The organism is Pacificibacter sp. (assembly GCF_039769035.1).
Lineage (GTDB): Bacteria > Pseudomonadota > Alphaproteobacteria > Rhodobacterales > Rhodobacteraceae > Celeribacter.
Genome location: NZ_JBDMZG010000061.1, coordinates 1 through 21,048, shown reverse-complemented (window position 1 = coordinate 21,048; position 21,048 = coordinate 1). Strand labels below are relative to the sequence as shown.

Here is a 21,048-nt window from a genome sequence, read left to right as displayed (position 1 = left end):
CGCGCGCCAATGGATCGGCACGCCCTATGTTCACCAAGCTTCCTGCAAAGGCGCGGGGACCGATTGTTTAGGTCTTCTGCGCGGTGTTTGGCGGGAAATTTACGGTGAAGAACCTGAATTGGTGCCAGCCTATACGCCTGATTGGTCCGAACCTCAGCGTGAGGAAAGACTGATGTTGGCTGCCAAAAAATACCTGAACCAAAAACCGATTTCCGAGATGGCAAGCGGCGACGTGCTGTTGTTTCGCATGCGCAAAAATGGCGTGGCGAAGCATCTTGGGATTGTTGGCGACGTTGGTGATGTCACGACCTTTATTCACGCCTACAGCGGGCACAGTGTTGTTGAAAACGCACTGACATTGCCTTGGCGTCGCCGCATAGCGGCTTGTTTTTCATTTCCGGACCACGGGGGCTAAGTCATGGCGACAATCGTACTTTCAGCAGTAGGTGCCGCAGCGGGTGCGTCCATTGGGGGCGGCGTGTTTGGCCTGTCTTCCGTGGTCATCGGTCGCGCCATTGGTGCCACCATCGGCCGCGCTATTGACCAGCGTGTGATGGGCGTGGGCAGCCAAGTTGTCGAAACCGGCAAGATCGATCGCTTTCGTCTAACCGGTGCCTCAGAAGGCACGGCAGTGGCGCAAGTTTACGGGCGTATGCGCGTTGGTGGTCAGGTCATTTGGGCCTCACAGTTCAAAGAACATACCACCACATCGGGTGGCGGAGGCAAAGGCGCGCCGTCTCAACCCACGGTGACAGAGTATAGCTATTCTATTTCTCTCGCCATTGCGCTGTGTGAGGGCGAGATTTCGCGTGTAGGCCGTATCTGGGCTGATGGTAAGGAAATCGCGCCAGACGACGTGACAATGCGCGTCTACACCGGCGCACAGGACCAGTTGCCGGACCCCAAAATGGAAGCCGTCGAAGGGGCTGGGCAAGTGCCGGCCTATCGCGGTGTTGCCTATGTGGTGTTCGAAGATTTGGACTTGTCGTCGTTTGGCAACCGCGTGCCGCAATTTACGTTTGAAGTGATGCGACCAGATCAATCGAGCGGCCCCAAAAGCGACATGACGCATTTGGTCAATGCCGTGGCGATGATCCCAGGTACTGGCGAATATGCGTTGGCAACTTCGCCTGTTTATCTTGAGGGCGATGTTGGTGAAACCACTGTTGCCAACGTGAATTCGGGTTCCGGCAAAACAGATTTCGAGACCTCGGTTGAAGCGCTCAAAGATGAGTTGCCGAATTGTGGATCAATATCCTTGGTGGTGTCTTGGTTCGGCGATGATCTGCGCTGCGGGTCGTGCAATTTGTTGCCAAAGGTCGAACAAAGTGAAGTAGATGGCAAAGATATGCCGTGGACTGCGGGTGGGTTCACACGTGCAACGGCGCAAGTGGTTCCAAGGGATGCAGATCAACGGGTAGTTTAAGGCGGCACACCGTCTGACCAGTCTGTGGTTCAAGCCATTGCTGCGCTGCAAGAGGCAGGGCAAGAGGTCATGTTCTATCCCTTCATTTTGATGGAGCAGTTGAGCGACAACGGTCTCACAGATCCGTGGACTGGTAATGCAAATCAGCCTGCCTTGCCTTGGCGCGGACGGATTACAACCTCACTCGCGCCGACCCAAAGCGGGACGACCGATGGCACGGCTGCTGCGGATGCAGAAGTGGCGGCATTCATGGGCACTGCTCAAGTGAGCGACTTTGCGGTTTCAGGCGACACAGTGGTGTATTCAGGACCGGCAGAGGCGTCCTATCGGCGTATGATTTTGCACTACGCGTATTTGTGCGCAGCGGCAGGCGGTGTTGAAGCCTTTTGCATCGGCTCTGAAATGCGTGGTCTGACACGCATACGCGGTGCAAATGGCTTTCCCGCAGTGGATGCGCTTGTGCAATTGGCTGCTGATGTGCGCGCCATTCTTGGGCCCGATTGTAAGATCAGTTACGCAGCGGATTGGTCAGAGTACTCTGGCTATTCCCTGAATGACGATTTGTATTACCCGCTCGATGCCTTGTGGGCCGATGACAACATCGACTTCGTTGGCATTGACAATTACATGCCGCTGTCTGATTGGCGCGACGAAGACGGGCACGCAGATGAAGCCTATGGATCGATTTATAATCTCGATTACCTCAAAGCAAATATTGAGGGCGGCGAGGGGTATGATTGGTATTATGCCCATCAAGAACACGCCGACGCGCAAATTCGCACGCCGATCCAAGACGGTGCCTACGGCGAAGATTGGGTTTGGCGGTATAAAGACATTCGCGGCTGGTGGGAAAATGACCACCACGAGCGCATTTCTGGCGCACGCGTTGAAACGCCAACACTTTGGGAACCCAAGTCAAAACCGATTTGGTTTACTGAAATAGGCTGTGCAGCTATCGACAAAGGTACAAACCAGCCGAATAAGTTTATCGACGCGAAGTCTTCTGAAAGTTCTTTGCCGAACTATTCGACCGGACGCCGTGACGACTACATTCAGCTGCAATATGTGCGCGCTTTGTCGGAATACTGGGCACACGGCGATGTGAATCCTGTGTCTGACATTTACGGCGCAAACATGGTGGACATGTCGCGGGCCCATGTTTGGGCGTGGGATGGACGGCCATACCCTGCATTTCCGAGTGTCACATCATTGTGGAGTGACGGTGGAAACTACGCAAAAGGGCATTGGCTCAACGGACGGTCTTCGGCACGTTCCTTGTCTGACGTTGTCGTCGAAATTTGCGAGCGTTCAGGCGTGTCAGATGTCGACGTGTCCGACCTTTATGGCATGGTGCGTGGCTACACTGTTGGCGAAATTTCAGGGGCGCGATCTGCATTGCAGCCTTTGATGCTGGCATTTGGGTTTGAGGCCATTGAACGCGACGGGCTTTTGACCTTCCGCTCACGTGATGGCAAATCAAAAGCTGAGGTGCACACAGACGCGCTTGCGATCAACAGCGATACCGAGGGCACGCTTGAGCTGACGCGGTCGCCAGATGCAGAAACGGCGGGCAGGGTGCGTTTGACCTTTGTCGATGCTGATGCAGATTTTGGCACGCGCGCTGAAGAAGCCATCTTCCCTGATGAACAAAGCCGGTTGGTTTCGCACTCCGAATTTCCTCTGGCGTTGACGCGCACAGAAGGGCGCCAAATCGTTGAACGGTGGTTGGCCGAAGCACGCATCGCGCGCGACACTGCGCGGTTTGCTTTGCCGCCATCGCGATATGACCTTGGCGCAGGGGATGTCATCGAACTTGATGGTGAGGCAGGTAAAACACGCTACCGCATCGACCACGCCACTTTGGGGGCAACCCGTGCGGTAGAGGCCGTACGTGTAGAAGAAGAGATCTATGAACCTTCAGATGCCGTGGAAGAAAACGTGACTGCAACGCCATTTGTGGCGCCTGTTCCCGTGGTGTCGCAATTCTTGGATCTGCCACTTTTGACCGGCGAGGAAACACCAAACGCACCGCACGTTGGGGCGACAGCGCGACCATGGCCTGGATCTGCTGCGGTCTACAGTTCAAGCGCTGATAGCGGTTATGAGATGAACACGTTGCTGGCAAGTTGGGCCACCATCGGCACGACACAAACTCTGTTGGAAGCCGCAGATCCCGCGATGTGGGATCGAGGTCCGGTACTGCGGGTCAAGCTGGTTCGTGGCACACTGAGCTCAGTGTCGGAAGAGGACGTGCTCAATGGTGCAAATGCTGCGGCGATTGGTGATGGATCGTCTTCAAATTGGGAGGTGTTCCAATTCGTGAACGCCACACTTGTTGCGCCGCGCACCTACGATCTGTCGTTGCGTTTGCGGGGGCAGGCTGGAACGGATGGGCTTGGGGCCTCTTGGCCGATTGGGTCGCGGTTTGTGTTGATTAACAGCGCTTTGCGCCAGATTGACATTGCGCAATCTGCACGGGGGTTGGCACGCCACTACCGCATTGGGCCGTCGCAACGACCATATGACGATCCAAGCTATTCACATTCTGTTGAAGCCTTTGATGGCATTGGACTTCGCCCATATGCACCGGCGCAAGTTCGTGCGACCCAGTCTGCGAGTGGGGACACATCGGTCACATGGGTGCGCCGGACGCGCATCGACGGTGACAGCTGGCAGTCGACCGAAGTGCCCTTGGGTGAAGCTTCGGAGCGATACATCGTACAGGTGCTGCAAGGCGGGCAGATTTTGCGTGAAGCAACTCTGAACACGCCGTCGTGGACCTACCTCGCGTCTCAAAAAACGGCTGATGGCCTTTCCGGCTCTTACACAGTTCAAATAGCCCAGATATCCGACAGTTTCGGAGCGGGTCTTTTCAAAAGGATTGAAATCAATGAGTGATACAAACCGCTTTTCACTGCCCCTTTTGCAGGCCGCTCAGGCGCAAAAACACGTGACCGTAAACGAGGCTTTGACGCGTCTCGACGGATTGATGCAACTGCGTTTACTGTCGGCCACTAACACGACGCCGCCATTGATACCGCAAGATGGCGATGCCTATGGCGTGCCTGCATCCCCCGTCAATGAATGGGCTGGGCAGGCGGGTAAAATCGCGCTGTTTTCCAATGGCGGATGGGTGTTCATACCTGTGACGCTCGGCATGCGGGCCTACATCGTCGACCAAAACGGTTGGGCCGGATTTGATGGAGCGGCGTGGCTCATGGGGGTGCAATCTTTGACTGCACACGGCGCCGGCATGCAAATGTTGGTCAAAGAGGTCGATCATACGATCGCGGCTGGGGCAACGTCCTCGGTCAGTCTTGCGATCCCCGGTCAGGCCGTGGTCTTTGGCGTCACTGGCCGTGTGCTAAACACGATCACGGGCACTTTGACGGGCTTCTCTGTGGGTGTTTCTGGCTCGGATAACCGGTACGGGTCTGGATTGTCATTGGCGAATGGCAGCTGGATGCGCGGACTTACAGGAACTCCGCTCACGTATTACTCGGCTGAGGATTTGGTCCTTACAGCTGAGGGCGGGGACTTTGCTAGCGGCGAAATCCGTCTGGCAATCCACTACGCGCAGTTTTCTTTGCCGTCTGCTTAAGGCGCCACCATAAGGACCATCGCCCGTTTGAATTTGAGCCTTCGCATGTCAGAGTGCGGAGGCTTTTTGCATCAGTTTCACGGAGATGTGCATTTTAGACGCGCTAGATCACTTGCGTTTTGAAGTTTCGCCTATCTATAGTATTGTAAGAAAAAGAGGATTTTCCTGATGGCAAAAACACGCACAAAACTTTCGGAACTGGATCCCGTTTGGTCGCAAATCGTCATAGAAGCGCGCCAAGCTGTCGATGCTGAGCCTTTGCTCGGCGGTCTTGTTCACGCGTGTATTTTGCATCACAGCACGTTGGAAGACGCGCTGGCGTATCGTGTCGCCCAAAAACTGGCCTCGGCAGATATGTCTGAGCAGCTTTTGCGTGAGCTCATCGATGAAGCATACGCAAATGATCCCGCATTGGGGCAAGCCGCCCGTGCTGACATCGTGGCTGTTTATGATCGCGATCCGGCGTGCCATCGCTACATCCAGCCTTTGTTGTATTTCAAAGGCTTCCAAGCCATTCAATCGTACCGCATCGCCAACTGGCTGTGGCGCAATGGGCGCGAAGACTTGGCGTATTTCATTCAGATGCGCGTATCAGAGCAGTTTTCTATCGACATTCACCCAGCCTGTAAAATTGGACAAGGTCTGTTCTTGGATCACGCCCATTCGCTTGTCTTTGGCGAAACAGCGGTGATTGGCAATAACGTGTCGATCCTGCATTCCGTGACGCTTGGCGGCACTGGCAAGCAAGACGAAGACCGTCACCCGAAGATTGGAGACGGCGTTTTGATCGGTGCAGGGGCCAGCATCTTGGGCAATATCAAAATCGGCGAATGCTCACGTGTTGCGGCTGGATCGGTTGTACTCAACGAAGTGCCGCGGTGCAAAACAGTTGCTGGTGTGCCTGCCAAAGTCGTTGGTGAGGCAGGGTGTTCGCAACCTTCCGTGTCCATGAACCAACTTGTTGGCGCGCGCGAAACAAAGTAAACGTTTCGCATCCCTGACAAAATTGGTCCCCCGTCAAATGAATTGGCGGGGGATTTTTCGTGCGTCAAAGATTTACAGCGGAAATCTAGGGTCGATCAGGCGTGAAGACGTCTGCGGCGGCAGACCGATGTCACGCCGAATGTGCGCGCTCACGCCATTGACCGATGACTTTGACGGTGGTGGCCGATGGCGACTGAACATTGCGTGCGCTGCCCTTAAAAAGACGCGCCGCGCGCCGTATTCGGCAATAAGCATTGAAATTGGGTCGTGAAGGGCGGACTCCGCCACAGGGGATTGGGTCAATTTTGACATTGAATCATTCTCTTACAGAAATCTGAAGAGCCTATTTTGAGTGAGGAAAATAACCGACAGTTCGGGCGCAAAACGCCGCTAAATCCGCCAGTTTTTGAGGGAAAGATGCGAAAGTGACAAAGCGCCTATGCGCAGCGTCGGAGGCATCCAAACTGAACCGTCAAAGAGAGGCAGATGGGAATGTTGCGAGTAGCGATGGTCATTAGCGTCTCCTTTTCTAAATGGGTTTCAGTTGCGATTCTTATAGGAAGGGAAATTTTATCGGCCAAGAAATTTAAACATGACACCTCTAGGTTGTGCCTTATCGGTCACAACACGTGCTTTTACCGCATGCACAAAAAAAGCCCCACCAAAGCGGGGCCTTTTAAATTCTCTGAAGCTTGGCTTACGCCAGCATTGCCACAGGGTTTTCCAAGTTCTCAACGATGGCGTTGAGCAGGTTCGCCCCTACAGCGCCGTCGATCACGCGGTGATCCACGGACATGGTGACAGACATCACTGTCGCCACTGTCAATTCGCCGTCTTCGCCAACCACAGGCTGCTTTTTGCCCGCGCCCACAGCCAAGATACCGGCATGGGGTGGGTTCACGATAGCGTCGAAGTTGTCGATGCCGAACATGCCCAAGTTGGAGATCGCGAAAGAGCCGCCTTGGTATTCTTGCGGCGCGAGCTTGCGATCACGTGCTCGTTTGGCAAGGTCTTTCATCTGTGTGGACAAAGCGGACAAGGATTTCATGTCTGCGTCTTCGAGCACTGGCGTGAACAACCCGCCTTCGATCGCCACAGCCACAGCCACGTCAGAGGACTTCATCTGCAACACACGGTCGCCAGCCCAGACAGCATTCGCTTCAGGAACCGCTTGCAAAGCGTTTGCTACAGCTTTGATAATAAAGTCATTCACCGACAGTTTCACGCCGCGGACTTCCAATTGTTTGTTCAACTGAGAGCGGAACTTGAGCAACGCATCAAGCTTGATGTCGCGGCGCAGGTAGAAGTGCGGAATGGTTTGTTTTGCCTCAGACAAGCGCGAAGCGATGACTTTGCGCATACCGTCGAGTGCGATTTCCTCGTACTCACGACCTTCGTACATTTTAGCAACCATGTCTGCAGAAGCACCTTGTGGCGCAGCTGCTGCGGCAGCAGGTGCCGGAGCGGCGGCTTTCGGCGCCTCAACTTTTGGCGCTGCTGTTGCGTTTTCAACGTCGGCTTTGACGATGCGACCTTTCGGGCCAGAGCCCGCGATGCCAGACAGGTCCAGACCTTTTTGCGCTGCGATGCGACGTGCCAGTGGTGACGCAAAGACGCGCTCACCAGATGCTGCAACAGGTGCCGCAGGGGCAGGGGCCGCAGCTGCTGGTGCAGCAGAATCTGTAGCTGGTGCAGCAGCAGGCGCCGCCGCCGCAGGTGCCGCAGCGCCAACAGAGTCCATTGCAGAGGCGTCTTCGCCCTCTTCCAGCAAGATGGCGATTTGTGCGTTTACTTTCACGCCTTCGGTGCCTTCCGCGACTGTGATCTTGCCGATCACACCCTCGTCAACAGCCTCAAATTCCATCGTTGCTTTGTCAGTTTCGATTTCCGCAATCACGTCGCCAGAGACAACAGTGTCACCTTCTTTGACGTTCCATTTTGCCAGTGTGCCTTCTTCCATTGTCGGAGAAAGCGCGGGCATGAGAAGTTCGATAGCCATGGTTCAGTCTCCTTAACGGTATGTCACATCTTTGACAGCCGCGACGACTTCGTCGACGGTGATCAAAGCGTGTTTTTCAAGGTTCGCAGCATACGGCATTGGCACGTCTTTGCCTGTGCAGTTGATCACTGGCGCGTCCAAGTAATCAAACGCTTCTTGCATGATCACGTTGCTGATGTAGCCACCAACAGACCCTTGTGGCCAGCCTTCTTCGACAGTCACACAGCGGTTGGTTTTGCGCACAGATGCCAAGATGGTTTCAGTGTCCATTGGACGCAAAGTCCGCAGGTTGATCACCTCAGCTGCAATGCCTTCAGCTGCCAATTTCTCAGCCGCTTCCAAAGCATAACCGACACCGATGCCGAAGGAGACGATGGTGACATCATCACCAGCGCGCTCGATCTTGGCTTTGCCGAATGGGATAGTGAAGTCGTCCATGACAGGCACATCGAATGATTTGCCGTACATGATTTCGTTTTCGAGGAAGATCACCGGATTGTCGTCGCGGATCGCTGTTTTCATCAGACCTTTGGCGTCAGCGGCAGAGTAGGGCATGACCACTTTCAGGCCAGGCACTTGCATGTACCAAGCGGCGTAACACTGGGAGTGCTGCGCGCCAACACGGGCAGCAGCGCCGTTGGCACCACGGAACACCATAGGCGCGCCCATCTGGCCACCAGACATGTAGAGTGTCTTGGCGGCAGAGTTGATCAAGTGGTCAATCGCTTGCATGGCAAAGTTGAATGTCATGAATTCCACGATCGGACGCAGACCGCCGAAAGCGGCGCCTGTCGCGATGCCGGCAAAGCCGTGCTCGGTGATTGGCGTGTCGATCACGCGTTTCGCGCCGAATTCGTCCAACATGCCTTGGGAGATTTTGTAAGCGCCTTGGTATTCGGCCACTTCTTCGCCCATGAGGAACACGTTTTCGTCTGTGCGCATTTCTTCTGACATCGCATCACGCAGCGCTTCACGCACTGTGGTGGATTTCAGCTCTGTGCCTTCGGGGTAGTCTGGTTCGACAGCAACAGGCGCCGGCGCTGGGGCCGCGGCAACTGCAGGCGCTGCGGCAACAGGAGCGGCCTCAACTGCGGCAGGGGCTGCTGCGGCTGGGGCAGAGGCGCTCAGGTTGGATGCGTCTTCGCCTTCTTCGACCATGATCGCGATGGCTTCATTCACTTTGACGCCTTCTGTGCCTTCAGCCACGAGGATTTTCCCCATGATGCCTTCGTCCACAGCTTCGAATTCCATCGTCGCTTTGTCGGTTTCGATTTCAGCGATGATATCGCCGGATGAAATGGTGTCGCCCTCTTTGACGAGCCATTTCGCAAGTGTGCCTTCTTCCATTGTCGGAGAGAGGGCGGGCATAAGTAGTTCAATAGCCATGAGTGAATTCCTCCCTCGAATTAGGCGTAAATATCTGTCCAGAGTTCTTCCAAAGCGGGCTCAGGGCTCTCTTTGGCGAATTCTGCAGAGGCGTTGACCACAGTCTTGATCTCTTTATCGATCGCTTTGAGATCATCCTCAGTGGCGTGTTTGCCAGTGAGCAACAAGGAGCGAACCGCTTCAATTGGGTCACGCTCTTCGCGCATCTTTTGCACTTCTTCACGCGAGCGGTATTTGGCTGGATCAGACATGGAGTGACCGCGGTAACGGTATGTTTTCACTTCCAAAATGTACGGACCTTTGCCTGCACGACAATGCGCAACAGCTTTTTCTGAGGCTTCTTTCACCGCCAGCACATCCATGCCGTCGACTTCTTCGCCTTTGATGCCGTATGCAGCACCGCGTTCCCACAAGGATGGGGATTTGGTAGAGCGTTGGACGCTTGTGCCCATAGCGTATTGGTTGTTTTCGATGACGAAAATCACCGGCAAGTCCCAAAGCTGCGCCATGTTGTAGGTCTCGTAAACCTGACCTTGGTTGGCAGCGCCATCGCCGAAGTAGGCGAAAGTCACATTGTCATTGCCTTTGTATTTGTCAGAAAACGCCAAACCTGCGCCGAGCGGCACTTGCGCGCCAACGATGCCGTGACCGCCATAGAAATGTTTCTCTTTCGAGAACATGTGCATGGAGCCGCCTTTGCCTTTGGAATAACCGCCTTCGCGACCAGTCAATTCAGCCATAACGCCGTTTGGATCCATACCACAGGCGAGCATGTGCCCGTGATCGCGGTAGGATGTGATGCGCTTGTCGCCTTCTTTGGTTGCGGCCTCTAGGCCAACAACAACGGCTTCTTGGCCGATGTAAAGGTGGCAAAAGCCGCCGATCAGGCCCATACCGTAAAGCTGACCCGCCTTTTCTTCAAATCGGCGGATAAGGAGCATGTCCTTGTAATATGAGAGCAATTCGTCTTTTGAAATGTTCGCTTTGCTTGCGGCATTTGCGGTGGTTTTCTTGGGCGCCATACGGCTTCCTCCTCCAGAGTCGCAGATATAGTTTAGTGTTAAACTATATACTATAGGACTCTTTCTCAAAATGCACCAAGAAATTACCATGCGTCGCGCGCAGCAGCTATGCGCTCAGCGCAAGGCTTCCGATCCATCATGAAGGCGTAGGGTTGACCTGATGATGGTATGCATTTAATCATTTGGTTATGGAACGAATCGGTTATATAGATAAAGGCCCAACTGGCGGTCAACGTGGCGACCTGTCTGGGCCTGCTTTGGATGCGATGTTTGCAGCTCTAGCTGACCCCACGCGCCGCGCCATCTTGGCGCGGTTGGCGCAAGGTGAGGCAAGCGTGGGGCAGTTGTCTCAGCCGTTTGCAATGAGTCAGCCTGCAGTGTCAAAGCACCTAAAGGTGCTTGAAAAAGCTGGATTGGTCACGCGTGCAGTGGACCGGCAGCGCCGTTTGGCGCGGCTCAATCCAGCACCTTTGGCAGAGGCCGTTAAGTGGTTGGAAAACTTGAGAGCATTTTGGATGGGGAGCTTCGATCAATTGGATGCCCTGTTAGAGGATTTAAAACAAGACAGTGAGGAGCCAGAAGATTAATGGATGTTTACAAACTAAAGAGAGAATTCAACGCCACACCAGACTTGGTTTGAACAGCATGGACGTACCCCAAACACGTCGCGCATTGGTATGGCCCAGGTGTCGAAACCGTCATTCATGGCTTTGATCTACGGGTCGGAGGTGCGTGGTTGACCGAAATGAAAATGGGCCCGAACTCCATGTATCAGCGGGCTGATTTCACGGCGATTGAGGTCGGGAAGCGATTGACCTGTATCCAAGCTAACACAGACGCTGAGTGGAGTGTCGTCGACAATATGATGATGCCGGACATGCCGCGTTTGCTTGAGCTTGATGTGGAGTTTTCTGCGAAAGGGGCAGGGACCCAGATGCTGCTGACGTGGTCGCCGCACAATGCCACAGATGTTGAAAAAGCGGCCTTTGCTGGCGCGATGTCCAAAATGGGCGGGGGCTGGTCAGCAGGTATGGATCTGCTCGAAGAGCTTTTGTCGTCTCTTTAGCTGTTGGATTGGGTTCGCTAAGAGTGCTCTAGAAACACTCTTAGCGAATGACCAACTCATCGGCGCGCACATAGCCCAGAATTTCTCGCGCTTGTTCGTCGAGAAGGTCTAGGTCCAGATAGCCATCAGACATACGCAACGTTTTGTTACGCATGACATCAAGTTCTGCCGCAAGTATCTCACTCTTCGCATGTAGGTCGTCAAGCTCCGCCTCAATTTGAATGCGACGGAACAGCCCGTACTCACCTTGCACGGAGGCAAAGGTGAAGTAACCGCCGAGAGCGACGATTATGGCTGTATATATCAGAACAGCGAAAGAAGGACGTTTGCGGATGGACGCCATGATAGGGGTTACCTGTATTTACTGCCACGGCCACCTCTTATGGGTGATCCGTAGAGCGAATATGGCATGACCGAATCACTTTGTGAATCCTTTTTCGGTCTTGCGAATGATTTTTTTGAACTGGTGCAATTGGGTGGATTTAGCCGATTTTGCAGGGCGCCTAGGTGCATCAGCTAAGCAAGAAAGGGGGCGAAACATCTAGTGTTGCGCCCTCAGAATGCATCCGTATGTAGAGAAATTAGCCTGCGACAGAGGCCGCGTGAATTTCTTTGGTTGCTGCGCCGAGTATTGCATCAAAGTCACTGTCCACCTGTTTGGCGTTCAAACCTTGAATAAGAGCGCGAGAAAATGACGCGATCATGCCGGTGTTTTGAGCAAGTTTTGCGTTGGCTTCTTCGCGAGAATATCCACCAGACAAACATACAACTTTCAACACGCGTGGGTGGTCGATCAGCGGTTTGTAAAAGTTCGGAACGGTTGGCAATGACAGTTTCAGCATCACTTGTTTGCTGTCATCCAATGCGTCCAGCTGTGCCAGAATTTCGTCGCGCAAAATTGCTTCGGCTTCGGCTTTGTCTGCGATTGTAATGGTCACTTCAGGTTCAAGCATTGGCATAAGGCCAGCTTTGATCACCTGTTCGCCAATTTCGAACTGTTGTTTGACCACGGCTTTGATGCCAGCAGGGTTGGCCGCATTCACGACGGAGCGTTCTTTCGTGCCGAACACTTTCAATGAGGCTGCGCGCGCTAAAAGATCGTCAAGACCTGGGTTTGGTTTCATCAGTTGAACGCCGTTTTCTTCGGCTTCCAAACCTTTGTCGATCTTCAAAAATGGCACGATGCCTTTTTCTTCGAACAGGTATTGTGGTGTCGGTTTGCCCGCAACTTGGCGATCCATTGTCATTTCAAACAAGATCGCGCCGATGACTTTGTCTGATGTGAAGACAGGAGACTGCATAATGCGTGAGCGCATGGCGTGGATCATGTCAAACATTTGTTCGTCGCCATTGTATTCGTCTGGTTCGATCCCGTACTGCGCCAGTGCCTTCGGTGTGGAGCCGCCTGATTGATCAAGGGCAGCGATAAAGCCTTGGCCGTCGCGGATTTTGGCAGTCATTTCTTGGATCGACATAGATTTTCCTCATTACGTCTAGGTCCCATCGAGGGGACAGGGCATGGGTCTGAGGTGTGCGTAGCGTGGGAATTAATTTCGCGCAATTGTGATCGCGCTAACATAAGAAATGGTTGCGCTAACAGTCAGATTGTTGGCGCTAACATCTTGATCGTGCAGTGATTTTTGCAAGACAAATCTGCGGGTTTTCCCGTAAAAAAGAAAAAAACGCCTGCGCTCGTGAGAGGCAGGCGTTTTGAGATTCAGATCAGTGGAGTGGTGCGCGCCTTAACCAAGTGCGGTCACACCTGGAAGATCTTTGCCTTCCATCCACTCAAGGAATGCACCGCCAGCGGTCGAGATATAGGTGAAGCTGTCAGCCACACCGGCCTTATTCACCGCAGACACCGTGTCACCGCCACCTGCAACAGAAATCAATGCACCTGCATCTGTCTGTTTGGCAATCTCAGCCAGCATGGCAAACGTGCCTGTGCCAAACGGCTCAAGTTCAAACACGCCCAAAGGCCCGTTCATGATCAGTGTTTGTGCGGCAGCAATCGTGGCGTTGATCTGCGCGACGGACTTTGGACCAGCATCGAAAATCATCGCATCATCAGGGCAATCTGCGACATCAACCGTTTCATTTTTGGTGTTTGCAGCAAATTCCCAAGCGATAGTCACATCCACTGGCAAAATGATCTCGCAGCCAGCTTCGTCGGCTTTCTTCAAAATGTCGCGCGCTGTATCGGCCAAGTCGTGTTCGCACAGAGATTTCCCGACATTCACGCCCTTGGCCGCCAAGAATGTGTTGGCCATGCCACCACCGATCACAAGGTGATCCACTTTGCGCACGAGGTTGCCCAAAAGATCCAATTTGGTCGACACTTTCGCGCCGCCAACAATTGCCACTACAGGGCGTTTGGGCGTGGAAAGAGCCGTTTCCAGCGCAGAGAGTTCTTGCTGCATCAAACGGCCAGCGCAAGAGGGCAACAAGTGCGCCACGCCTGTGGTCGACGCGTGCGCGCGGTGGGCCGCAGAAAACGCATCGTTGCAGAAAATATCGCCCAAAGAGGCCAAGAACTGCGCCATACGCGGGTCGTTGTCTGTTTCCATGTTGGTAAAACGCGTGTTCTCAACCAAAACAACAGAGCCAGCAGGCAAAGCGTCAAGCGCCTCGCGAGATGGTTTTTCGATGAATGTAATCTCGCGTCCAAGCGTTTCCGTGACCGCAGGCAAAATGTGAGACAAAGACAGCTCAGGCACATATTCGCCTTTTGGGCGACCATAGTGCGCCAACATGACTGGCACACCGCCTTTGGCGACGATTTCGTCGATCGTTGGTTTGATGCGCTCAATACGGGAGGCGTCTGTGACAACTCCGTCTTTCATAGGCACATTGATGTCCACGCGTGTGAGCACAATTTTGCCGTTCAATTCCATGTCGTCGAGCGTTTTCCAAGCCATGAGGGTATCCTTGCAGGGGTGTTGGATGAATTTACACCTGTTTTACCGCGCGTGTCCCCAAGGTCAATGGTCACGACTGCGTCACCGGCCCCATGATGGTGAAACTTGCTCTTTCCCTTGGCGCATTTGCACCGTAGATTGCGCGCCAATCGACCTTATTTACAAAAGCAGGAGCCTCACCATGGCTGATATCAAAGATCCAGAAAACACGATCCTCGTTGAACTTGAGCACGGCCAAGTCGTGATCGAACTTTTGCCTGACGTGGCGCCTCAGCATTGTGAGCGCATGAAAGAACTTGCGCGCGCTGGTGCATACGACGGCGTTGTGTTTCACCGCGTGATCGATGGTTTCATGGCGCAAACTGGTGACGTTCAGTTCGGCAACCAAAACAAAGACTTTGAAATCCGTCGCGCAGGCACAGGCAGCTCTGACTTGCCAGATGTTCCAGCAGAATTCTCAAGCTTGCCACATGACCGCGGCACATTGGGCGCTGCACGCAGCCAGAACCCGAACTCTGCCAACTCACAGTTCTTCATCAACTTTTCCGACAACCACTTCCTCAACAACCAGTACACAGTTTACGGCCGTGTGATTTCTGGCATGGAAGCTGTCGACAAGATCACCCGTGGCGAACCTGCGCGTTACCCTGACTCCATGATCTCAGTCAAAGTGGCCGCAGATGTTTAAGGCTTCGCTCACAGTACTGGCTTTGTTGGCATCGGCGCCTGCCTTTGCCGCAGGCCTCGACATCACTGTCGAAGGCGAAGCGAACGGCGTGATCCACATCGATTTGCTGGAAGATCTGGCGCCAAATCACGTGGCACAAATCACCCAATTGGCTTCTGAGGGCGCATATGACAACGTGGTGTTTCACCGCGTGATCGATCGCTTCATGGCGCAAACCGGTGATGTGCAGTTCGGCAAAACCGATGCAGAGGCCTTTGACATGTCCCGTGCGGGCATCGGCGGCTCTGAACTGCCGGATCTGAAGGCCGAGTTTACAGGCGAAAGCTTTGAGACTGGCGTGGTGGGCATGGCGCGGAGCGCGAGCCCAGATTCAGCCAATTCACAGTTTTTCATCATGTTTGCGCCAGCACCACACCTCAACGGGCAATACACCGTTGTTGGACGTGTGACTGAAGGCATGGACGTGGTGAACGCGATTAAAAAAGGTCTTGGCGGCAACGGTGCTGTCATTGGTGCACCAGACAAAATGGCGTCTGTGACCGTTACAGACTAACGCATTTTCAAGACCTTAAGTGATTGGCCTCGCGGGTTCGCGGGGCCTTTTTCATGTCGCGCGCTCATCGCGCCAGATCAAACCCGCGTGAGCAGGGCTATGTGCAACGCCATTTCCATGCAAGGCTCATGGCCACCTTGAGGGAGGTCTGTCTAATGCGTCTTTTTACTCTTTTGATATTGTGTTTTGGGCTTGCCGTTGGCGCCGCCACTGCAGAGCCAAGCCAGTGGTCGCGGGCGTGGCCCGATACTGATTTTAGCCGCACTGCGGTAGCAGACTGGTCCGAGATCATGTCTGGTGGCCCTGGAAAAGACGGTATCCCAGCGATTGATACGCCCACGTTTATTTCGGTTTCAGATGAAACACGCCTGTCACCACGCGAAGCGGTGCTTTCGGTGACCATCGGCAACACAAGTCGCGCCTATCCCATCCGCTATTTGATGTGGCATGAAATCGTCAACGACACGATCGAAGGCCAGCCAGTCGCGGTCACGTTTTGCCCTTTGTGCAACTCTGCGATGGTGTTTGATCGGCGCGTTGATGGCGATGTGCTCAGCTTTGGTGTCTCAGGTCTTTTGCGCCACTCCGATATGGTTATGTACGATCGTGAAACCGAAAGCTGGTGGCAGCAAGCCATCGGTGAGGGGATCGTCGGTCATCACACTGGAACGGAACTCACGCCACTTGTCGGGTTGATGCAAGGCTGGGACCAGTTCAAGGCCGAATATCCCGATGGCGAAGTGATGGATGAACCGAACCTGCCGCGTCGCTATGGCCAAAATCCTTATGTGAATTATGACAGCTCCAGACGCCCGTTTTTGTTCAACGGAGAAATGCCACCGCACAATGTTCCACCCTTGTTGCGCGTGGTGCGGGTGGGGGATCGTGCGTGGCCGATGGACCGACTGGCCAAGCTTGGTGCCGTGACAGAAGCGGGCGTGACGATTACATGGGCAAGGGGACAGGCTTCCGCGCTGGACACCAACAGTTTGGGGCAGGGGCGCGAGGTTGGCAGTATCCGCGTCACGGATGACACAGGCCAAGACGTGCCGCATGATGTGTTGTTTGCCTTCGCCTTTCACGCCTTTTATCCCACGGGGACATGGATGCTGGACTGACGAAAAAAGGGGCCGCAGATGCAGCCCCTTTTATAAAAGCGTATATTTATCAGATTCTTGACTGCGTTATTTCAACACAACCAAGGCGTGGCGTTTTTTGCCCGCCGACAGCTTCATAGGTGCGCCCAAGTCTGCAGCCGTCACGATAAGGCCCGCGTCTTTGTGATCCGCGTCATTTACTTTCGCACCGCCGCTGGCGAACAAGCGCTTGGCATCTTTGCCTGTGCCCGCAAGGCCAGCACGCACAAACAGCTGCACAATCGAAATACCATCGCCAATGTCGTCGGCTGTCAGGTCTAGCGTCGGCAGATCATTCCCCGTGCCGCCTTTTTCAAACACTTCATGCGCGGTTGCTTCGGCCGCTTTGGCAGCGTCCCGACCGTGCAAAAGTGCCGTCACTTCGTTGGCCAAAATGATCTTGGCCTCGTTGATGTCAGACCCTTTGAGAGCCCCCAGACGGTCACATTCCTCAATCGGCAACTCCGTGTAGAGCTTCAAGAAACGGCCAGTGTCGGCATCCGTCGTGTTGCGCCAGAACTGCCAGAATTCGTAAGAGCTCAGCATATCTTCATTGAGCCAAATCGCGCCAGATTGCGACTTGCCCATCTTTTTGCCATCCGACGTGGTTAGCAAAGGCGACGTAAGCCCGTAAATGGAATTGTCGATCACGCGGCGTGTCAAATCGATACCGTTGACGATGTTACCCCATTGATCCGAGCCGCCCATTTGCAGCAAACATCCGTAACGACGGTTGAGCTCCAAAAAGTCATAAGCCTGCAAAATCATGTAGTTAAACTCAAGGAACGACAAAGATTGCTCGCGATCAAGGCGTGACTTAACGCTCTCAAAAGACAACATGCGGTTGACCGAGAAATGCTTGCCGATGTCGCGCAAAAACTCGAGGTAGTTCAACCCATCAAGCCATTCTGCGTTGTTCAGCATCAAGGCTTTGTTCGGCGCATCGCTGTCATAATCGATGTAGGCAGAAAACACCTTTTTGATGCCCGCAATGTTTTCGTTGATCTTGTCTTCGGTCAGCAAAGGGCGCTCATCTGCGCGGAAACTTGGGTCGCCTACCTTCGTGGTGCCACCGCCCATCAAGGTGATCGGCTGGTGCCCAGTTTTTTGCAACCAGCGCAACATCATGATTTGAATAAGAGAACCAACATGCAAAGACGACGCAGTGGCGTCAAAGCCGATATAGGCCGGAACCACGCCTTTGCTCAGGGCTTCATCAAGGCCTTGATAATCGGTGCAATCGGCCAGAAAACCGCGTTGCATCATCACTGCCATAAAGTCTGATTTTGGGTGGTAGGTCATTGCTCTCATTATCCATTTGTCGGGCGTGTGTTGCCTGATATATCTGGCCAAACGCCAAAGGGAAAGAGTGTCATGTCAGGGAATACAAAAGCGGAACCAAAATGGGTCGCAGGGTGCATGTCTGGCACCTCTTTGGATGGCGTCGATGTGGCGCTTGTCTTGACCGATGGCGCGCAGATTTTTGAATTCGGTGACAGCTTTTTTCGCCCATATTCTGAAGCAGAACAGGCGCTTTTGCGGTCGCAACTTGGATCATGGGACGCCAGCGATGCGGCTGTTGATTTAATCCACACGGCCCACGCGGATGCTTTGAGCAAGTTGCAAGGCACTGAAATCATTGGGTTTCACGGGCAGACTTTCGCCCATGACCCAAAGGGTCGTGGTACTTATCAAGCGGGTGACGGAGCGGTTTTGGCAGCTAAAACTGGTAAATCTGTGGTTTGGGATTTTCGCAGCGAAGATGTGCAAATGGGCGGGCAGGGCGCGCCGCTTGCGCCGTTTTATCATCATGCCTGTGCGCGCTATATCGGGGCGACCGAACCGTTGATTTTTTTGAATTTGGGCGGTGTTGGCAATTTGACTTGGGTCGATCCAAACATCGAAGATCCCGCCCAAGAGGGCGCTCTTTTGGCATTTGACACTGGCCCTGCTAATGCGCCGATCAATGATTTGATGCAGGCGCGGTTGGGCAAATCCTTTGACAAAAACGGCGATCTGGCGGCGCGCGGCACGGTGGATGCGACGCTGTTGGAGGCCTTTGCAAATCATCCCTACTTCGCAGTTGTGCCTCCTAAGTCATTAGATCGAAACAATTTTCATGACGTTCTGACGCAGGTGGAAAACTTGCAGGATGCAGATGCCGCCGCCACCTTAACGGCAATGGCCGCCGTGTCTGTTGCCATGGGTGTTGCGCAATGTCCAACCGCGCCCGCGCGTGTTTTGGTGTCTGGTGGAGGGCGCAAAAATGCGGTGATGATGGCGATGCTTGCGACGCATTTAAATTGCCCTGTTGAGCCGATCGAAGCGGTGGGTTTGGACGGCGATATGTTGGAGGCGCAGGCCTTTGCCTATCTGGCGATGCGGGTCAAACGGGGGCTTCCCACGAGCTGTCCAAGCACCACGGGTGTGTCCGCGCCAATTGGTGGTGGGCGTATGTCTGCGCCGGAATAAGGCCCAAATAAGGCACAAGGTTTAAACTGTTTAACGTTTGCGCCGTAGGGCAGTTTACATGTTTTAAAGGTTTTTGCGCGCGGATTTCGACGATTTACCCTCTTGGGATGTCAAAACCTGTGTCGGCCAAAGTGAACCCGTCGAATTGAAATGCGGGCGAAACGGTGCAGCCGACCAGTGTCCAATCGCCCGTGGTTTTCGCCGCCTGCCAATGATCTTTGGGGACGATGATCTGGGGCGCTTGTCCGTCCATGACATCTGGTCCGAGGATATGATCCGTGGCGGGGCCGTTGTCCGTGGCGCTCATAGACAGGACAAGGGGAGCGCCTGCATAATAATGCCAGATTTCCACCGCATCTACGCGGTGCCAGTGCGAGGCTTCGCCTGCTTTGAGTAAGAAATAGATACAGGTGCCAGATGGTCTTGAGTGGGTGCCTGCGTCATCCTCTGCCTTGGCGATCCAAGTTTGACGGTAGTAGCCGCCCTCCGGATGGGGCGTCAGGTTTAGTTTCGCGATCAGATCATCTGCCGTGGGCGTGTTTTGCATATCGGTCTCGTCGTGTGTTCAGTCAGCGGCTTGGGGTCACTGTGACGTGGGGCGCGCAGGGGCGCAACTGTGTTGGCGGTACAGCGAGATCCGTCGTGTTCGCATTTAGGGGGAATATTTTCAGATTTTCCCCCTAAATGCGTATCATGTCGATTAGAGCGCGCTTCCATGGATTGAATGTGCCTTGATCCATTCGCGAATGTAAGTATGGGTCGGGCCATAGGAGACGGGGTGCGTGGCGTGGCAGCCTGAACAGGGGGTGAAGTTGGGCATCGCGACGTTCCTGTAGAAATTTCTTTCTCGGAGTATTCAGGCCGTCGTAAGAAGAAAAGCCCCACCAATTGGCGGGGCTTTTGTAATTTTGTCAATCGCTCTCAGTCAGGCACCAATAATGCCTGTCGTGGCTCACGACTTGAGGATGGATGTGCCGGCGTATTCTGCTGTGGCGCCGAGTTCTTCTTCGATGCGGATCAGCTGGTTGTATTTGGCCATACGGTCTGAACGCGACAGCGACCCTGTTTTGATCTGACCACAGTTGGTTGCAACAGCAAGGTCCGCGATGGTCGCGTCTTCGGTTTCGCCGGAGCGGTGCGACATGACGTTGGTGTAGCGTGCGCGGTGGGCCATATCGACGGCTTTGAGGGTCTCAGACAAGGAGCCGATTTGGTTCACTTTGACGAGCATGGAGTTGGCCACGCCTTGTTTGATGCCATCAGCGAGACGCACAGGGTTTGTCACGAAGAGATCATCGCCCACGAGCTGCACTTTGTCGCCGATTTTTTCGGTCAAAAGCTTCCAGCCAGCCCAATCGTCTTCGTCCATGCCGTCCTCAATCGAGATGATTGGGTAGTCGTCACAGAGAGCCGCCAAGTAGTCAGCGTTTTCAGCAGAGGACAAGGATTTGCCTTCGCCTTTGAGTTCGTATTTGCCATCTTTGAAGTACTCAGAAGAAGCACAATCCAGCGCAAGGAAGATGTCTTTGCCCGGAACGTAGCCTGCTTTTTCGATAGACTTGATAATGAAATCAAGCGCTTCACGAGAGGAGTTGATCGCAGGGGCAAAGCCGCCTTCATCGCCGATACCTGTGTTGTAGCCCGCAGTAGAGAGCTCTTTTTTCAGCGTGTGGAACACTTCAGCGCCCATGCGGATCGCCTCTTTGATGTTCGAGGCAGACACTGGCATGATCATGAATTCTTGGATGTCGATCGGGTTGTCCGCGTGCTCGCCACCGTTGATGATGTTCATCATCG

17 protein-coding genes and 2 pseudogenes are annotated in these 21,048 nt (G+C 54.0%); 10 read left to right on the top strand and 9 right to left on the bottom strand.

Annotation, left to right across the window (positions count from 1 at the left end; translation table 11 throughout):
- The 4 genes and pseudogenes from ABF287_RS06155 to cysE form a co-directional block, all read left to right on the top strand.
- Positions 1–415: NlpC/P60 family protein (locus ABF287_RS06155; RefSeq protein ID WP_347184138.1), on the top strand; the 415-nt coding region annotated here is incomplete at its 5' end.
- Between the two features lie 3 nt (positions 416–418).
- A pseudogene (locus ABF287_RS06150) lies at positions 419–4,324 on the top strand (glycoside hydrolase TIM-barrel-like domain-containing protein).
- The gene (locus ABF287_RS06145; RefSeq protein ID WP_347184137.1) at positions 4,317–5,027 is read left to right on the top strand and encodes a DUF2793 domain-containing protein; all 711 of its coding nucleotides are present in this window, start codon (positions 4,317–4,319) and stop codon (positions 5,025–5,027) included. Before ABF287_RS06150 ends, ABF287_RS06145 begins: the two are co-directional and overlap by 8 nt.
- A 168-nt stretch (positions 5,028–5,195) precedes the next feature.
- On the top strand, positions 5,196–6,011 hold the full coding sequence (cysE, locus tag ABF287_RS06140; protein WP_347184136.1) for a serine O-acetyltransferase: 816 nt from the start codon (positions 5,196–5,198) through the stop codon (positions 6,009–6,011).
- 697 nt (positions 6,012–6,708) lie between these two features.
- On the opposite strand, the gene ABF287_RS06135 is transcribed toward cysE, so the two are convergent.
- From ABF287_RS06135 to pdhA, 3 genes are read right to left on the bottom strand one after another with little or no spacing between them, the layout of a single operon-like run.
- Positions 6,709–8,010: a pyruvate dehydrogenase complex dihydrolipoamide acetyltransferase gene (locus ABF287_RS06135; RefSeq protein WP_347184135.1), complete on the bottom strand. Its 1,302-nt coding sequence runs from the start codon at positions 8,008–8,010 to the stop codon at positions 6,709–6,711.
- Positions 8,011–8,022: 12 nt separating this feature from the next.
- Positions 8,023–9,396: a pyruvate dehydrogenase complex E1 component subunit beta gene (locus ABF287_RS06130; protein WP_347184134.1), complete on the bottom strand. Its 1,374-nt coding sequence runs from the start codon at positions 9,394–9,396 to the stop codon at positions 8,023–8,025.
- A gap of 20 nt (positions 9,397–9,416) precedes the next feature.
- A complete protein-coding gene (pdhA, locus tag ABF287_RS06125; RefSeq protein WP_347184133.1) occupies positions 9,417–10,418 on the bottom strand; it encodes a pyruvate dehydrogenase (acetyl-transferring) E1 component subunit alpha in 1,002 nt (333 codons plus the stop codon).
- Between the two features lie 188 nt (positions 10,419–10,606).
- Here pdhA and ABF287_RS06120 point away from each other — a divergent pair, with 188 nt between their 5' ends.
- Complete coding sequence (locus ABF287_RS06120; protein ID WP_347184132.1) at positions 10,607–11,005, top strand: metalloregulator ArsR/SmtB family transcription factor; 399 nt, start codon at positions 10,607–10,609, stop codon at positions 11,003–11,005.
- A 68-nt stretch (positions 11,006–11,073) separates the two neighbouring features.
- A pseudogene (locus ABF287_RS06115) lies at positions 11,074–11,484 on the top strand (SRPBCC domain-containing protein); the annotation flags it as partial.
- 40 nt (positions 11,485–11,524) lie between these two features.
- Here the strand turns inward: ABF287_RS06115 and ABF287_RS06110 are convergent.
- The 3 genes from ABF287_RS06110 to ABF287_RS06100 all read right to left on the bottom strand — a co-directional run bounded on the left by ABF287_RS06110 (position 11,525) and on the right by ABF287_RS06100 (position 14,402).
- Entirely contained in the window at positions 11,525–11,827 is a 303-nt protein-coding gene (locus tag ABF287_RS06110; RefSeq protein ID WP_347184131.1) for a septum formation initiator family protein, read from the bottom strand.
- Between the two features lie 238 nt (positions 11,828–12,065).
- On the bottom strand, positions 12,066–12,959 hold the full coding sequence (locus ABF287_RS06105; RefSeq protein ID WP_347184130.1) for a fructose bisphosphate aldolase: 894 nt from the start codon (positions 12,957–12,959) through the stop codon (positions 12,066–12,068).
- A gap of 267 nt (positions 12,960–13,226) precedes the next feature.
- Positions 13,227–14,402, bottom strand: coding sequence for a phosphoglycerate kinase (locus ABF287_RS06100; RefSeq protein WP_347184129.1), 1,176 nt, complete (start codon positions 14,400–14,402; stop codon positions 13,227–13,229).
- A gap of 181 nt (positions 14,403–14,583) precedes the next feature.
- On the opposite strand from ABF287_RS06100, the gene ABF287_RS06095 reads away from it, so the two are divergent.
- The 3 genes from ABF287_RS06095 (at position 14,584) to ABF287_RS06085 (ending at position 16,761) form a co-directional block, all read left to right on the top strand.
- Complete coding sequence (locus ABF287_RS06095) at positions 14,584–15,090, top strand: peptidylprolyl isomerase (RefSeq protein WP_347184128.1); 507 nt, start codon at positions 14,584–14,586, stop codon at positions 15,088–15,090.
- Positions 15,083–15,643, top strand: coding sequence for a peptidylprolyl isomerase (locus tag ABF287_RS06090; RefSeq protein WP_347184127.1), 561 nt, complete (start codon positions 15,083–15,085; stop codon positions 15,641–15,643). Before ABF287_RS06095 ends, ABF287_RS06090 begins: the two co-directional genes overlap by 8 nt.
- Before the next feature lie 155 nt (positions 15,644–15,798).
- Complete coding sequence (locus tag ABF287_RS06085) at positions 15,799–16,761, top strand: DUF3179 domain-containing protein (RefSeq protein WP_347184126.1); 963 nt, start codon at positions 15,799–15,801, stop codon at positions 16,759–16,761.
- Positions 16,762–16,827: 66 nt separating this feature from the next.
- On the opposite strand, the gene tyrS is transcribed toward ABF287_RS06085, so the two are convergent.
- Positions 16,828–18,081: a tyrosine--tRNA ligase gene (gene tyrS, locus ABF287_RS06080; protein WP_347184125.1), complete on the bottom strand. Its 1,254-nt coding sequence runs from the start codon at positions 18,079–18,081 to the stop codon at positions 16,828–16,830.
- A gap of 72 nt (positions 18,082–18,153) precedes the next feature.
- On the opposite strand from tyrS, the gene ABF287_RS06075 reads away from it, so the two are divergent.
- Positions 18,154–19,251, top strand: coding sequence for an anhydro-N-acetylmuramic acid kinase (locus ABF287_RS06075; protein WP_347184124.1), 1,098 nt, complete (start codon positions 18,154–18,156; stop codon positions 19,249–19,251).
- Positions 19,252–19,345: 94 nt separating this feature from the next.
- On the opposite strand, the gene ABF287_RS06070 is transcribed toward ABF287_RS06075, so the two are convergent.
- Both ABF287_RS06070 and eno read right to left on the bottom strand, forming a co-directional pair.
- Entirely contained in the window at positions 19,346–19,798 is a 453-nt protein-coding gene (locus ABF287_RS06070; protein ID WP_347184123.1) for a cupin domain-containing protein, read from the bottom strand.
- A 405-nt stretch (positions 19,799–20,203) separates the two neighbouring features.
- A partial coding sequence (gene eno / locus ABF287_RS06065) for a phosphopyruvate hydratase (protein WP_347184122.1) occupies positions 20,204–21,048 on the bottom strand: 845 nt, incomplete at its 5' end.